Consider the following 14468-nt stretch of genomic DNA (forward strand, 5'->3'; position numbering starts at 1 on the left):
AGAAGGGAGCAAGCGATGCGTAAATATATCCAAGCGGAGGCTTATCTGCACGTCTTTCTTATTTTGGTTATTTTGTTTAGCGCGGCCGTCATCCCCTTCTCCTTCTACCTTTCGAACCAATATTCCGATTACGCTTCGCAGGAGCTCGAACGCAATGACCGCTATAAGCTGGAGCAGACGAAAGAAAATCTGTTGTTCACCTTCGACCGGCTCAAGCGCGTTACGCTGAGTCTGTACGAAGAACCGGAAATTCGGACATGGATCCAATTGCGGGAGGAGGATCCGTTCGCGCTCAACGCCATGGTGCAACTGCTGAAGAAAAGGCTTGTCAACGAGCCTTATATCGAATCTGTCATTTTGTATAATACGAATCTAGGGCGAGCATTCGACTATCAGACCGGCATGCTGCCGGCTAACGAGATCATGCAGGAAGCGATGGAAAGGCTTGTTCAAGGCGATTCGCCGAACTATTTCCGCATAACGAAGCTGCTGTTCCAAGGCCGGGAAGGGCTCGCCATCTCGCTGCCGTTCGGGCTGGAGAAAAATAGTCCGAGGAGCTTCCTTGTCATAAGACTGAATGACGATGCTATACAGAAGTCCATGCTCCAGCTGAATAAGGATAGCGGCGTATTCATTCACGTTGCGGACGGCAACGGCGATTCCATCATCGGGCAGTCGGACGAGGCGCTGCACGATCAACTGCGTGAGCAGGGGAAACTGCAGCATAAAGAGACGTTCAGAACGAGCGTCCAGGGCAGCAAGTGGATCGTATCCTACGACCTGGCGGGCATCGAGGACTGGACGATCTATTACTCGGCGAGGATGGACGATTGGTTCCGCAATGTGGAATCGTTTAAACATAAAATTTTGTATTCATTCTTAGGGCTGCTGCTATTGTTAATTGCGATCTTGTTCTGGAATGCGCGAAAATATCATCGTCCCGTCAGCTTGCTGGCAAGGCAAGTATCCAGCATGTTCGAAATGGCCGCCGAGGGCGGCTGGAGAAGAAGACTGCTGCCGAAAGCCGAGGTTCATCAGATTCAACAAGGGTTCGGCATACTCTCGGAGAAGATCGAGCAGTTGAATCAATCCGTTCAAGACGGGCGGCTAAGGCTGAAGGAAGATGACCTGCGCGAGTGGGTGAACGAGGGAAGGCTGGAGGACGCGGCGCGCAAACGGCTGCAGGAAGTAAGTACGATCTTGGACTACCCGTACATCGTTCTGGCCGTATGCAGAATTGATTCGTATATGGCGTTATCGGAGAAACATGATTTCTCCTCCCGCAAAACGCTTAAGAGCATGATTATCAATATTGCAAGCGAAAGCGTTGCTGCGCATAAGGCGTGGAAGGTTGAAAGCGTCGATTTCGGCGGCAATCATCTCGTCTTTCTCGTTGGCGTTCACGCCGAAGATGAGATTAAGGACCTTCGCTTCTATTTCGAAGAAATTAACGACCGTGTGCAGAAATGGCTCAAGCTTAATCTCACCGTCGGTTTAAGCGATTTGCATCAGCCGGATTGCAACTTGAAGCTTGTTTACGACAAAGCGTTCCAGCTTGCAACGCTTAGCTTCATCGATGGAAATAGCCGGATATACCAGGAAACGGATTACGAGCATGAGGCGATAAGTTTGGTGCCATTAACGGATGAAGCGATACCGCCGGGGCTTATCGACTCCATACGTCTCGGTCAGACCGATAAGGCGATAAGGCTGCTGGACGAAGCGGGAAGCAGGCTGCGCCAAATGTCTTACGACGAATGCAAGCTGCAGCTGACGTTCCTCATCTATCATTTGTACAAAGCTTTCGGCAAAGTCATGAATTCATCCGGCATGAACGGCATCCGATCGGAGCTGGAACGATTCAACACGCTGGATGAAGCGATGGAGAAGCTGAAGGGCGAGACGGAGGCCATTATAGCCAGCTTATACGAGCGGCGGACAGGGGAGAGGCGCGACGAGCGCGTGGAGGAAATGCTCCATTACTTGAAGGTGAACATTCACAATCCGATGTTGACGATCGATGAAATGGCCAACCATGTCTCGTTGTCGGTCAATTACGCCCGCACCCTCTTCAAAGAACGAACGGGAATTACGGTAGCAGGCTACATTCTGAATGAACGCATACAGCTCGTCAAATATTTGCTCGTGCAGACGGACAAGACGATTGCCGAGATTGCTGCCGAGTCCGGCTTCCAGTCGAGAAGTACGTTTTTTACGGTATTCAAAAAGGAAGTAGGCGTTACTCCGAGTGATTATAGGTCGAATTTGAGAGGAGCTGTAAGGAATGGCTGAATCATTGAAAGTAATCGTCATATTCGCGCATCCTGACGAAGGCGAGAAGTATGCCGGGGGCACGTCGGCGCTTCTCGCAAGGCACGGACATGCGGTGAAGTTTCTATCGCTGACGAACGGGGACGGAGGGCATTTCGAAATGTCGGGCGAGGAGCTCGTGCAACGCCGGGCAGAAGAGGCGAAGAAGGCGCAAGCGGCCTTAGGGATTGCTGAATACGAAATTCTAGACAACCATGACGGATCATTGCTGCCGACGCTTGAGCTGCGCAACGCCATCATTAAGCAGATTCGGGAGTGGGAGGCGGACGTCGTTATTACGTTCCATCCGGAAGGGGGCGCCCATGCCGACAATCGCTATGCAGGCAAGGCGGTAAGCGATGCCGCTGCTTTCGTCGCGTTGGTTCGGAATGTCGTGCCGGCTACAAGAAGCTTAGATAAGCCGCCGCTGTATTTGCTGATGCCGGACTATTCCATGAAGAAGAGATACCGCGCGGATGTCGTTGTCGGGATCGACTGCGTGCTCGAGAGCAAGCTGCTTGGCTGCGGTGCGCATGAATCTCAGTTTTTCGAATATCAGCCATGGACGAAAGGAATGCTGGATGAGGTGCCCGCGGCCTGGGAAGGTAGACGGCAGTGGCTGCTGAGAGACATAGCGGATTTTCTTCACGTTTCGGAAGAGATGACGCCTTCGCTTGCGGAATTGTACGGGGAGCGGAGGGCAAGCCGATTTCAGTATGCGGAACCGTTCGAGCTTGCCTCATACAATTCGGGCGAAACAGGAGAGCGAGTCCGCTTATTTATTGAAAAGTTGGCGGAGGAGGCTAGCGTGTGAAGGACGTTATTCGAGTTATTATCATTGCCGCGCATCCGGATGAACCGGAAATTTACGCAGGCGGCACGACGGCTTTGTTGGCCGAGAGGGGCCATCAGGTGAAATTTCTCTCTTTGACCAATGGAGATGCGGGACATCACGAGATGTCCGGCGAAGCGCTTGCTGGGCGCAGAGCTTCCGAGGCGATAGAGGCTGCAAGGTACTTAGGCGTAGCGGAATATGAGATTCTAGACAACCATGATGGATCGCTTCTTCCGACTTTGGAGCTGAGGGAAGCCGTCATTCGGCGCATTCGTTCCTGGAAGGCGGACATCGTCATTGCCTTTCATCCGGAAGGAGGGACTCATACCGACAATCGATATGCGGGACGGGTCGTAGCCGACGCTTCCGCTTTCGTAGCCAAAGTGCCGAATATCGTTCCCGATACGCCTAGCTTGGATGAACAACCGCTGTTCCTGCTGATGCCGGATTACTCCATGCGCGAATCGTACAAAGCGGATATCGCCGTCGATATCGGCTCAGCGCTTGAGAAGAAGCTGCTGGCTTGTCATGCGCATGCCACGCAATTCTATGAGTTCGCGCCGTTCGAGCAGGGGATGACGAAGCCGGTGCCGCAGGACTGGGAAGGGAAGAGGCAGTTTATATTGGAAGGCTGGTCGACGTTCTTCCGGGTATCGGATGAAATGCAGCCGGCGCTTAAGAGGGATTACGGAGTGGACGATGCGGAAAAGGTTCGTTTCGCAGAGCCGTTCGAATTCGCGGACTATAACGCTGGAGAGCTTTCGGAGCGGCAGTTGGAGCTCGTTTCAAGGCTGCGTGGCTAACTGGCATAAGAGACCGCTGGGGTGATTAACCCGGCGGTTTTTTTTTGCGTCTATAAACGGTTTAAATTAAGCCAATAAGTTTATTGACGATAAACCGTTTTCATGCCATAATGTACGCGTGTACATTAATAAAATTTTACAGCAAAAATGAGTTTACGGGAGGCTAGCGATCATTAGCAGGAAAGAAGTAGCGAAGCTGGCCGGCGTCTCGGAGGCGACCGTATCTCGTGTCCTTAACAATGTTGGACCTATGAAAGAGGAGACTCGCGAACGGGTGCTGCAAGCCGCCGCGGAGATCGGTTATGTGCCGAATGCGCTGGCCCAGCAGTTCGCAAGAAGGAAGAGCGGCAACATTGGCGTCATTCTGCCATTCGTGCCGAAGGTGCATCTGTTCTCCACCTACTATTTCTCGGAAATATTAAGCGGTATCGGCGAGACGGCTAAGCGCTGCGGTTACGATCTGCTGCTTATTTTCAGAGAATACGGCGGGGAGAGAGACTATGCAAAGCTGTTCCGTACGCAGAAGATTGACGCATGCATCGTGCTTGGCTCGGAGAACGTGTCAGAGGAGCGGGCTGCGCTCGCGGAATTGAAGCGTGAGGGATATCCGTTCTGCTTGGTTAATCAGCGATATGACGAGGAATCATATGCAACAGTCGATTCTGATCATATTGCGGGAAGCATAGCTGCGGTGAATCACCTGATAGAGCGCGGACGAAGCAAGATCGCATTTCTGAACGGGCCGGAGCAATACTCGAATAGTACGGATAGGCAGCAAGGCTACACGCTTGCGCTCCAAGAAGCAGGTATGCCGGTAACCGCGAATCATATATTCGTAGGCAACTATAGTCGCAAGAGCGGTTATGAGCTGGCTGAGCGCATCGGCAAGGCGATAGGGGAAGGTGCAATTGATGCTGTATTCGCAGCCAATGACCGGATGGCGATCGGCTTAATGCAAGGGCTGCGCGAGCAAGGGTATGAGACAGGCCGTCAATATTCGCTTGTCGGCTATGACGATTCGGACAGTTCTAGAATTATAAGTCCGATGCTGACGACGGTAGCAGTCCCTTTTTATGAGATGGGAAGAAGGGCTGCCGCAAGATTGTTGGATGCGGAATATAAGGCAGACGACGCGGATGGCGAGCTTGAACTGCTGCCCGTACGCCTGATTGCAAGGGAAACATCTTAATTCATGAGAGGCGGTATGAAAATGGAAAAAATTCGTGTAGGTATGGTTGGCTACAAGTTCATGGGCAAGGCGCACAGCAATGCGTATCGCGCGCTTCCGATGTTCTTTCCGAAGTCGGCAGTGAAGCCGGTTATGGCGGCGATTTGCGGACGCGATCCGGAAGGCGTCGAGCAAGCTCGCGAGCAGTTCGGTTGGGAAAGCGTAGAAACGGATTGGAGACAACTCGTTAAGCGCGACGATATCGACCTCATCGATATTAATGCGCCAAGCGACGCGCACAAAGAGATCGCGCTTGCGGCTGCCGCGGAAGGCAAGCACTTGTTCTGCGAGAAGCCGCTTGCGCTGACGCTTGAAGACTCCCGCGAGATGCTCGAAGCGGCAGAGAAAGCCGGCGTTAAGCATATGGTTGGCTTCAACTACCGGTTCTCGCCTGCGGTACAGCTTGCGAAGAAGCTGATTGAAGAAGGCCGCATCGGCAAGATCTTCCACTTCCGCGCGATGTTCCTGCAGGACTGGATCATCGATCCGAACTTCCCGCTCGTATGGCGTCTGCAGAAGGACATTGCCGGTTCGGGCTCGCACGGCGACCTTGGCGCGCACTTGATTGACATGGCTCGTTTCCTTGTCGGCGAATTCAACGAAGTCATCGGCATGAGCGAGACATTCATCAAGGAGCGCCCATTGGCATCGGCTATGACGGGACTTAGCGCCAAAGGCAGCGCGGAAGGTCCTCGCGGCGAAGTGACGGTTGACGATGCTACGTTGTTCATGACGCGCTTCGAGAACGGCGCGCTTGGAAGCTTCGAAGCAACGCGATTCGCTGCCGGACATCGGTGTACGAACGGCTTCGAGATCAACGGCAGCAAAGGCAGCATTAAGTTCGACTTCGAGCGCATGAACGAGCTTCAAGTGTACTTCACGGACGATGCAGAGGACGTACAAGGCTTCCGCCGCGTACTGGCAACCGATCCTGCGCATGCCTACATGGATGCTTGGTGGCCGGCAGGACATACGATCGGCTTCGAGCATACGTTCACGCACGAGGTGCTTGAATTTATGCAGGCGCTTGCCGAAGATCGTCAGCCTGTACCGAACTTCAATGACGGAGTGAAATGCCAAGAGGTGCTTGAGGCGGTTGATCTGTCGATTGCGCAGCGTCGCTGGGTATCGATTAGCGAATTGAAATAGGGTTGTGTATCGAAAGCGAAAGAAGAAGAAAAGAAAACAGCTAAAGAGGGCTAGAGAGAGCGAGGAGTTAGCATGAAGAAGGCATTGATCGTATGGGGCGGATGGGACGGCCATCAGCCGAAGGAAGTAGCTGGTATTTTCCAAGAGGTGCTTGAGAAGGAAGGCTTCGAGGTTGAAGTATCCGATAAGCTTGAAGCGTTCGAGGATGGAGAGAAGCTGAAGGCGCTTGATCTTATCGTACCGGTATGGACGATGGGGCGCATCGATCAGAAGCTCGTGGACAACGTATCGGCTGCCGTTCAGAGCGGCGTTGGTCTTGCAGGCTGCCACGGCGGCATGTGCGACTCGTTCCGCGAGAATGTAGACTGGCAGTTCATGACGGGCGGACAATGGGTCGCTCATCCGGGTAATGACGGTGTGGAATACGTTGTGAACATGCGCAATTCGACGAGCGCTTTAACGGAAGACGTGGAAGACTTCACGGTGAAGTCCGAGCAATATTATCTGCATGTTGATCCGGCTGTAGAAGTGCTTGCTACGACTCGTTTCCCTATTACGCCTGGGCCGCACTCGCTTAACAAAGCGGTTGACATGCCTGTCGTATGGACGAAGCGTTGGGGCGTAGGACGCGTGTATTACAATGCGCTTGGTCACCAAGCGAATATCGTTGAGATGGATTCCGTTAAGGAATTGATGCGCCGCGGCTTCCTATGGTGCGCAGAAGGCAAGGCAAAGGCTGTAGCTGCTGGCGTAGAAGGCGGAGCGTACACAGGTATGCAGGACAATCAGCTGTAAGACTACGGTAAGAAGCAATTCATTATTCATAATTATGATATGGGACGAGGGACGAAGGAACATGGAGAAGATTAAAGTAGGCATAATCGGTACGGGCAACATTAGCGGCATTTATTTGCAAAACGGTAGCAAATTCGATTCCATGCAAGTAGTAGCATGCGCGGATCTAGATGTGGAGCGCGCAAAGGCTAAGGCTGAAGAGCACGGCATTAAAGGTTATTCCGTCGACGAGCTGCTTGCCGATCCGGATATTCAAATGGTCATTAACTTGACGATTCCGCAAGCTCACGCTTCCGTTAACTTAAGAGCGCTCGAAGCCGGCAAGCATGTATATGTAGAGAAACCTTTCGCGGTTACGCGCGAGGAAGGTCTTGCGGTGCTCGAGCTTGCCCGCAAGAAAGGTCTATACGCAGGAAGCGCGCCGGATACATTCCTTGGCGGCGGCATCCAAACGAGCATTAAGCTGATCGAGGACGGCTGGATCGGCACGCCGATCGGCGCTACGGCATTCATGGTAGGCGGGGGCCACGAGTCTTGGCATCCGGCGCCTGAGTTCTACTACCAGCACGGCGGCGGTCCGATGTTCGATATGGGGCCTTACTACCTGACTGCGCTTGTCGCGATGCTTGGACCAATTAACCGCGTAACTGGTTCGGCGCGTATTTCCTTCCCTGAACGTACGATTACGAGCCAGCCGAAATACGGGCAGAAGGTGCAAGTTGAAGTGCCGACGCATATCGCAGGCGTAATGGACTTCGCTTCCGGCGCTATCGGCACGCTGCTTACGAGCTTCGACGTGAAAGGCGGTTCGCGTCTGCCATGTATCGAAGTATACGGCAGCGCGGGCACGATGCAAGTTCCGGATCCGAACGGCTTCGGCGGCCCGATCTATATTAATCGCCCTGGACAAAAAGAGTGGAAGGAAATCCCTCTTGCCCATGGCTACTCCGAGAACGCCCGCGGCGTCGGCGCAGCCGATATGGCGAAAGCGATCCTTACCGGCCGCAAACCGCGCGTTAGCGGCGAGCTGGCTTTCCACGTGCTTGAAGCGATGCATGGTTTCCATGACGCATCCGAACAAGGCGTGCATTACAAGATGAAGAGCAGCTGCGAGCGTCCGGCTCCGTTGCCGCTTGGACTTCAACCGTTCTGCTTGGACTAGTCGTTCATTACAAACAAGGGCCGCTCCCAATCGGGAGCGGCCCTCTTGCATTGAATAGTTGTTATTTGATCCAAGCGTCCACTTTGTCCGGATTTTGCTCCACCCATTGCTTGGCGGCATCCTCCGGCGACTTGCCTTCTTGGATTTGGATCATGACATCGGCCATTTCATCCGGTGTCCAATTAAAGGCGTCAAGGAATGCGTAAGCCTCAGGCTGATCATCCTTCAGTCCTTTGCGGGCAACGGTATGAATCTGCTCGTCGCCGCCGTAGACGTTTTTCGGATCCTCCAAATATTTCAGATCCATCTTGGCGAACTTCCAGTGCGGCGTCCAGCCGGTAACGACGATCGGCTTCTGATCGGCGTATGCTTTCTCAAGCTGCTGTGTCATTGCCGCCGAGGAACTCTCGAGTAGTGTCCACTTATCGCGCAAGCCGTATTCGTCGAACGCTTTTTCCGTCGACATCATTAGTCCTGCGCCCGGCTCGATGCCGATAATCGTATAGTCGAGACTTGAACCAACCTCGTCCGTCAAATCCTCTATGCTGTTAATGTCCATATACTGCGGAACGACGAGTCCAATCTTCGTTCCATCTAGATTTACGCCTAGGTCATCGTACTTGCCTTCATACTTAGCGGCATACGATTCATGCGTCGTCGGCAGCCAAGCCGCCGCGCTGGCGTCCGCGCTTCCGTCGGAGATGCCTGCCCACATTGGGCCTGCGTCGACCTGCATCAACTCAACTTTATAATCCAGTTTCTGCTCCAATACTTCCTTGAGCACATAAGTGCTGGCGATTTCGGAGTCCCATGCGACATAGGCGAGCGTTATTTTTTTGCCCGAATTGCCACCGTTATTAGACGTTGAACATCCTGCTACTACTGCCATTGCGAGTACGACTGCTGCGATTACGGTTAATTTGTTCCGTTTCAAAAAACCACTCCTTCGTTTAATAATAGTTATCGATTATCCGTTAGTTTTCGTGCGGCGGATGACCTGCTGCGTCAGTCGGTCAAGAATGATGGCCAAGATGACGATGGCTAGGCCGGCTTCGAATCCGACGCCGGTATTGCCTTGCGTTACGGCACGGTACACATATGCCCCGACGCCCTGAGCCCCAATCATCGAAGCGATAACGACCATCGAAAGCGACAGCATGATTGTCTGGTTGATGCCGGCCATAATCGTTGGCATCGCGATGGGAAGCTGAAGCTTGAACAGCTTCTGAGACGGCGTCGAGCCGAAAGCGTCGGCCGCCTCGACAAGCTCCGCCGGCACTTGGCGTATGCCAAGGTTAGTTAAACGAATCGTTGGCGGAATCGCGAATATGATCGACGAGATGACGCCTGGAACGACGCCAAGCGAGAAGAACGTGACGGCAGGCAATAAATAAACGAATGCCGGCATCGTCTGCATGAAGTCAAGCAGCGGTGTCACGACTTTCTGTACGCTATTGTTGCGTGCGCATAAGATGCCGATCGGTACACCGATAATGACGGATATGACGGCGGCCGTTAATACGAGCGCCAGCGTCTGCATCGTCTGGCTCCATAAACCGAGGTTGTCGATCACGAGCAGACCGATGGCAGTAAAGATTGCCATTCTCCATCTGCCGATAAACCATGCCAATAAGGTGAAAATAACGATTAACAGGAGCGGGTGGACGCTATTCAGCACTGTATCCAGTCCGCCGACGGTTCCGCCGACAACCGTGCGAATGACGCTAAACACCGGATCCAGATTCGTTTCGAGCCAAGCTTCAAGCGATTCGATCCATTCCGCTAACGGGATCTTTGGAATGTTCATACTCATGCCGAATCACCTGCCTCGAACACGGTATTCCCTGCTAACGCGGCTAACACAGCGCCCTTCAATACGACGCCTAAGAGACGGTTGCTGTCGTCGACGACGGCCACGGGGAGCTTGGAACTGCTCATGCCTTCGAACAGTTCGTTAATAAGAGCGTCAGGAGCTGCGGTTGGAGCTTCCTGAAGCAATACTTCTTGAAGGGTAAGTCCCTCCTTGAGCGCCCTGGAAGCATCCTCGGCGGTAATAACGCCGAGCAGCTTCATCATCTTGTCGACGGCATACAGACTGGAAACGCCGCGATCTCTCATAAATTGAAGCGCAACGCGCGGACCTCTCTCTATGGTTATCGTCTCGGCCTTCTCCATTACGCGGGAAGCGGTCAGCACCTTGGATAAGTCGACATCCTCGACGAACCGTTCCACGTATTTATTAGCCGGCTGCATCAGAATTTCGTCTGGAGAGCCGATCTGAACGATGCTGCCGTCCTTCATTAACGCGATTTGATCGCCGATACGCAGCGCCTCATTCAAATCATGCGTGATGAATACGATTGTTTTTTTCATTTTCGACTGAAGCTCTAGCAGCTCGTCCTGCATATCCTTGCGTATCAGCGGATCAAGCGCGCTGAACGCTTCATCCATAAGAAGGACGTCGGGATCGTTCGCGAGCCCTCTAGCCAGCCCGACGCGCTGCTGCATGCCGCCGCTTAGCTGCTCGGGATAGCTGTTCGCCCAGCCGGAAAGACCGACTAGCTCCAAGGACTGCATCGCCATCTCGCGGCGTTTCTTCTTATCGATGCCTTGCACCTCTAAGCCGTATTCGATATTCTGAATAACGGTGCGATGCGGGAACAGCGCGAACTTTTGAAACACCATTCCAACGTTTTTGCGGCGGAATTGACGCAATTGCTCAGCATTCATCTTTAGTACATCTGTTCCATTGAATATGATTTGGCCCGATGTCGGCTCGATCAACCGATTGATCAGGCGTACGAGCGTCGACTTGCCGCTCCCGGACAAGCCCATAATAACGAATATTTGACCGGCCTCGATTGCGAATTCGGCCTGGTTAACACCGACAGTAAGTTTTGTTTCCGCGTGGATTTTTTCTTTGGACCATCCTTTATCCAGCAGCGGAATCGCTTTTTTCGGATCGGGTCCGAAAATTTTGGTCAGCCTCTTGGCTTCTATAATGGCCATGTAATGTCCCCCTTGTGCAATATTTGTCTCCTACAAGTGTAGGTGGTTATTCCTGTAAAGGTCAAAACGCGTGAGCCTTCGTAATGTACGTACAGTTTTAACTTTACAAACTTTTCGTACGGAATGCTCCGTATAACTCCCTTTTTCGATCCAAACGTTATCTTTACATATAGACAAGCATTTGATTACAATACTTCTTGTAGGATTTAACGGGATAACGATCCCTCCTGGAGGAACAAAATGAATGAACTTGCAGCGTTAACGGACGAACAGATAGACAAGCTACATCGTACGCGCAGACGTGTTATCGAATCGATCGGCAAAAATATGGACTTATACGGCGTTACATTATCCATTGGGCACCTATACGGTAATATGTATTTCAATCAAGAGCCGGTCACCCTCGACGAAATGAGCCATACGATGGGCATGAGCAAGACGTCAATGAGTACAGGCATGCGAACCTTGCTTGATCTGAAAATGATCAATAAGGTATGGGGCAAAGGCTCGCGCAAAGACTTATATGAGGCTGTTCCCGATTGGCATCAGAATTTCGCCGATTTCTTCTCGATTAAATGGAGAAAAGCTCTGGAGCAAAATAAGCATGTGCTGTCTCGTTCATTAAAGGAGATTGCCGAGCTTAAGCGTCAGCATGAGGATGAGCAGGATTTCGTGCAGGTGCTCGATAACGATGCGGCCAAGATCGAAGAAGCGCTCAAATATTATCGGTGGCTGGACCGCTTAATCGATTCATTCGAGACGGGAGACATTTACGAGTTTATACCGAAGGAAGACGATTCCAAATAAAATAGTTCGCTTGCGCAAACTGCGGCTCTTGTAGCCGCAGTTTTTTTGTCCGTCCAACCCAACTTGTGTTATATGAATGTCAGTTATAGTTAAGGAAGCGCTACCATTCATTAACCTCATTAATTTGTAATCGCTTTAATTATGCACAATGCCGAAAATACCGCTTATCCATTGACGCATCGGAAGAAACGCAACTACAATGTCACTATATTTAACATCTTCTTCGGCCGAAGGGATGAACGATGCTTCAACCAAAAGGGGGAGGGCCATGTCTAAAGTGAAGGAAATGGAAATTTATAAAGACATTAAGCTGGCGATTACGCAGCATAAGCTGCTGCCCAACATGCAGTTAGTGGAGGATTCGCTTGCCGAAGCTTTTCAAGTAAGCAGAACGCCGATTCGAAACGTGCTGCGCCGGTTAGCAATGGAGAAGCTCGTTACCGTTATTCCGTATCGCGGGGCATTCGTTTCCTGCCCGAGCGTCGAAGAGGCAAGAGCCGTATTCGAAATGAGGCGCATCATCGAGTCCGCCATGGTTAGAAAGCTATGCGGCATCGTCGTACCGGAACAAATTACCCAACTGGAGGCGCTGCTGAAGGAAGAGCATCAGGCAAGCCATGCCGGAGACATCGTAGGCGCTCTCGATGTAACCGTCGACTTTCACTTAAAGCTCGCTGAGCTTGCGGACAATACGTATTATTATCATTTTTTGGAGGAATTGATTTCCTTAACGGCCGTCATCATTGCCCTATATGGCACGAACCAAAACTTTTGCCATGATCATGAGGATTTGATTGGAGCCATTGTTCGCAAGGACGGGGAACAGGCTGCGCGAATTATGACGGAGCATCTGCTCCAGATCGAGCGTTCGCTCAATTTCACGGTATCGACGACGAATGTACTGAACCTGTCGGATATTTTTCAGTACTAATTTTTTTATCCAAGATTGTATCCAATTTCGGATGCCAAATAGAGAACAGTTCGTAACTGTCGCAAAACAAATAGGGAGTGGAGAATGTGAGAAAATATCCATTTGTTCTTAGCTGGTTGGTCATTGTTGCACTGGTGTTAGGGGCTTGCTCCAATGCTGGGACATCCGAGGAAAGTACGGACGAGCCGTCCGGCGACGGCAAAATAAAGATCAACCTCATGCACCGCTACATGGATGCGAACATTGGCAAAAGCCCGGAGGATACCGCCGTGCTCGATGGGCTGAAGCGGTTCAAGCAGGATTATCCCGAGATTGAAATTATCGAAGAGCAGCAGCAGAACGAGGACTACTCGATCAAAGCGCAATCGCTGGCTGCCGCCGACGATATGCCGGACGTCTTCATCGTCCCAGGTTCGTGGATGACGAACTTCGTGAACAACGAGATCGTGCTTCCGCTGAACGAAGAGCTGGACAAGCGTCCGGAATGGCGCGACGGATACCGTCCGGGTACTCTTGATGCAGGCACGCGCGAAGGAAAGGTGTACGGCATACCGATTGCCGCAGGACCGACTCATCTCATTTATTACAACGCTAAAATGTTCGCCGATGTCGGCTACGATCAGTTCCCCAAAACATGGGAGGAGATGATGGACGCGGGCAAAAAGTTGGCGGATAAGGGCATAAACCTGTTCTCATATGGCGACAAGGCGAAGGGTTATGCGCTTTCCAGCTGGATCAGCGCGTTGACCGACCGTTCCACGGGACCGGAATGGACGGAATCGATATTGAAGGGAAGCGGCGCGGCATTTACCGATCCTGCATTCATCAAAGCGATTTCGATCATGTCCGATCTATCGAAGTCCGGTTACCTGAACAAAGATATGAACTCGGTTGACGGCGATACCATGGTGACGTATTACTTCGAGGAAAGATCGGCGGCGTTCGTCAGCGGCATATGGTCGGCGATGAACATTGTTAACAATGCGCCGGAGGCCGTGACGAACGAGACGAAGGTTGCCGTATTTCCGCCGATTGACGGAGGCAAGGGCAATCCGCTCAGTTCATCGGGCGGAGCAGGCGTGTATTATAGCGTAAATGCCGATATTCAGCCTGGTCCGAAGCTTGATGCCATTATGACGCTGCTCGATTACATGACAGGGTCGGAGAGCGCGAAGCTGATGGCGGAGGTCGGCGGTTTCCCTGCCTACGATCCTGGTGAGTTCGACTCAGCTAAACTGCATCCGGTCGCTCTCGGCGCTTACGAGGCGAGCGCGGCAGCCGATGCGACGAAAATATTCGATCTGTGGTTCGATGCTTCAATCGTCGAAGTGATCAATACGGAAATCCAAAGCGTCATGGCCGGCTCCAAGACGCCGGAACAGATGGCGAAAGAGACGCAAAAAGCGTATGAGACGCTGTTGTCCAAACCATAAGAGTGA

At 52.1% G+C, this 14468-nt stretch carries 13 protein-coding genes; 10 read left to right on the plus strand and 3 right to left on the minus strand.

Features of this window, described 5'->3' with window-relative positions:
• Positions 1-15 precede the first annotated feature (15 nt).
• From AC0YN0_RS00195 to AC0YN0_RS00225, 7 genes are all read left to right on the plus strand, one after another.
• Positions 16-2292, plus strand: a complete 2277-nt coding sequence (locus tag AC0YN0_RS00195; RefSeq protein WP_475819488.1) for a helix-turn-helix domain-containing protein — start codon at positions 16-18, stop codon at positions 2290-2292.
• On the plus strand, positions 2285-3124 hold the full coding sequence (locus AC0YN0_RS00200) for a PIG-L deacetylase family protein (protein ID WP_475819489.1): 840 nt from the start codon (positions 2285-2287) through the stop codon (positions 3122-3124). Before AC0YN0_RS00195 ends, AC0YN0_RS00200 begins: the two co-directional genes overlap by 8 nt.
• Positions 3121-3948: a PIG-L deacetylase family protein gene (locus AC0YN0_RS00205; protein WP_475819490.1), complete on the plus strand. Its 828-nt coding sequence runs from the start codon at positions 3121-3123 to the stop codon at positions 3946-3948. The genes AC0YN0_RS00200 and AC0YN0_RS00205 overlap by 4 nt, the downstream gene beginning before the upstream one ends.
• Before the next feature lie 169 nt (positions 3949-4117).
• Complete coding sequence (locus AC0YN0_RS00210) at positions 4118-5137, plus strand: LacI family DNA-binding transcriptional regulator (RefSeq protein WP_475820864.1); 1020 nt, start codon at positions 4118-4120, stop codon at positions 5135-5137.
• Between the two features lie 21 nt (positions 5138-5158).
• Positions 5159-6325: a Gfo/Idh/MocA family protein gene (locus tag AC0YN0_RS00215; RefSeq protein ID WP_475819491.1), complete on the plus strand. Its 1167-nt coding sequence runs from the start codon at positions 5159-5161 to the stop codon at positions 6323-6325.
• A 72-nt stretch (positions 6326-6397) separates the two neighbouring features.
• Positions 6398-7120 (plus strand): ThuA domain-containing protein, encoded by a 723-nt coding sequence (locus tag AC0YN0_RS00220; protein WP_475819492.1) that lies wholly within the window; start codon positions 6398-6400, stop codon positions 7118-7120.
• A gap of 61 nt (positions 7121-7181) precedes the next feature.
• Positions 7182-8282 carry a Gfo/Idh/MocA family protein gene (locus AC0YN0_RS00225; RefSeq protein WP_475819493.1) on the plus strand — a complete coding sequence of 367 codons (1101 nt, stop codon included), beginning with the start codon at positions 7182-7184 and terminating at the stop codon, positions 8280-8282.
• Positions 8283-8343: 61 nt separating this feature from the next.
• Here the strand turns inward: AC0YN0_RS00225 and AC0YN0_RS00230 are convergent, their stop codons facing one another.
• The 3 genes from AC0YN0_RS00230 to AC0YN0_RS00240 form a co-directional block, all read right to left on the minus strand.
• Positions 8344-9171: a glycine betaine ABC transporter substrate-binding protein gene (locus AC0YN0_RS00230; protein ID WP_475820865.1), complete on the minus strand. Its 828-nt coding sequence runs from the start codon at positions 9169-9171 to the stop codon at positions 8344-8346.
• 78 nt (positions 9172-9249) lie between these two features.
• A complete protein-coding gene (locus tag AC0YN0_RS00235) occupies positions 9250-10095 on the minus strand; it encodes an ABC transporter permease (RefSeq protein WP_475819494.1) in 846 nt (281 codons plus the stop codon).
• The gene (locus tag AC0YN0_RS00240) at positions 10092-11291 is read right to left on the minus strand and encodes a quaternary amine ABC transporter ATP-binding protein (RefSeq protein ID WP_475819495.1); all 1200 of its coding nucleotides are present in this window, start codon (positions 11289-11291) and stop codon (positions 10092-10094) included. The genes AC0YN0_RS00235 and AC0YN0_RS00240 overlap by 4 nt, the downstream gene beginning before the upstream one ends.
• Positions 11292-11531: 240 nt before the next feature.
• Here AC0YN0_RS00240 and AC0YN0_RS00245 point away from each other — a divergent pair, with 240 nt between their 5' ends.
• From AC0YN0_RS00245 to AC0YN0_RS00255, 3 genes are all read left to right on the plus strand, one after another.
• Positions 11532-12098: a GbsR/MarR family transcriptional regulator gene (locus AC0YN0_RS00245; RefSeq protein ID WP_475819496.1), complete on the plus strand. Its 567-nt coding sequence runs from the start codon at positions 11532-11534 to the stop codon at positions 12096-12098.
• Positions 12099-12366: 268 nt separating this feature from the next.
• Positions 12367-13029, plus strand: coding sequence for a GntR family transcriptional regulator (locus tag AC0YN0_RS00250; RefSeq protein ID WP_475819497.1), 663 nt, complete (start codon positions 12367-12369; stop codon positions 13027-13029).
• An 86-nt stretch (positions 13030-13115) separates the two neighbouring features.
• Entirely contained in the window at positions 13116-14462 is a 1347-nt protein-coding gene (locus tag AC0YN0_RS00255; RefSeq protein ID WP_475819498.1) for an extracellular solute-binding protein, read from the plus strand.
• Positions 14463-14468: the final 6 nt, after the last annotated feature.

The organism is Paenibacillus sp. J22P218, from assembly GCF_056269195.1.

Coding starts and splice junctions, on each gene's coding strand:
- AC0YN0_RS00230 (WP_475820865.1), bottom strand. CDS start 9,171: ATGGCAGTAGTAGCAGGATGTTCAACGTCTAATAACGGTGGCAATTCG.
- AC0YN0_RS00250 (WP_475819497.1), top strand. CDS start 12,367: ATGTCTAAAGTGAAGGAAATGGAAATTTATAAAGACATTAAGCTGGCG.
- AC0YN0_RS00245 (WP_475819496.1), top strand. CDS start 11,532: ATGAATGAACTTGCAGCGTTAACGGACGAACAGATAGACAAGCTACAT.
- AC0YN0_RS00215 (WP_475819491.1), top strand. CDS start 5,159: ATGGAAAAAATTCGTGTAGGTATGGTTGGCTACAAGTTCATGGGCAAG.
- AC0YN0_RS00195 (WP_475819488.1), top strand. CDS start 16: ATGCGTAAATATATCCAAGCGGAGGCTTATCTGCACGTCTTTCTTATT.
- AC0YN0_RS00225 (WP_475819493.1), top strand. CDS start 7,182: ATGGAGAAGATTAAAGTAGGCATAATCGGTACGGGCAACATTAGCGGC.
- AC0YN0_RS00235 (WP_475819494.1), bottom strand. CDS start 10,095: ATGAGTATGAACATTCCAAAGATCCCGTTAGCGGAATGGATCGAATCG.
- AC0YN0_RS00200 (WP_475819489.1), top strand. CDS start 2,285: ATGGCTGAATCATTGAAAGTAATCGTCATATTCGCGCATCCTGACGAA.
- AC0YN0_RS00240 (WP_475819495.1), bottom strand. CDS start 11,291: ATGGCCATTATAGAAGCCAAGAGGCTGACCAAAATTTTCGGACCCGAT.
- AC0YN0_RS00220 (WP_475819492.1), top strand. CDS start 6,398: ATGAAGAAGGCATTGATCGTATGGGGCGGATGGGACGGCCATCAGCCG.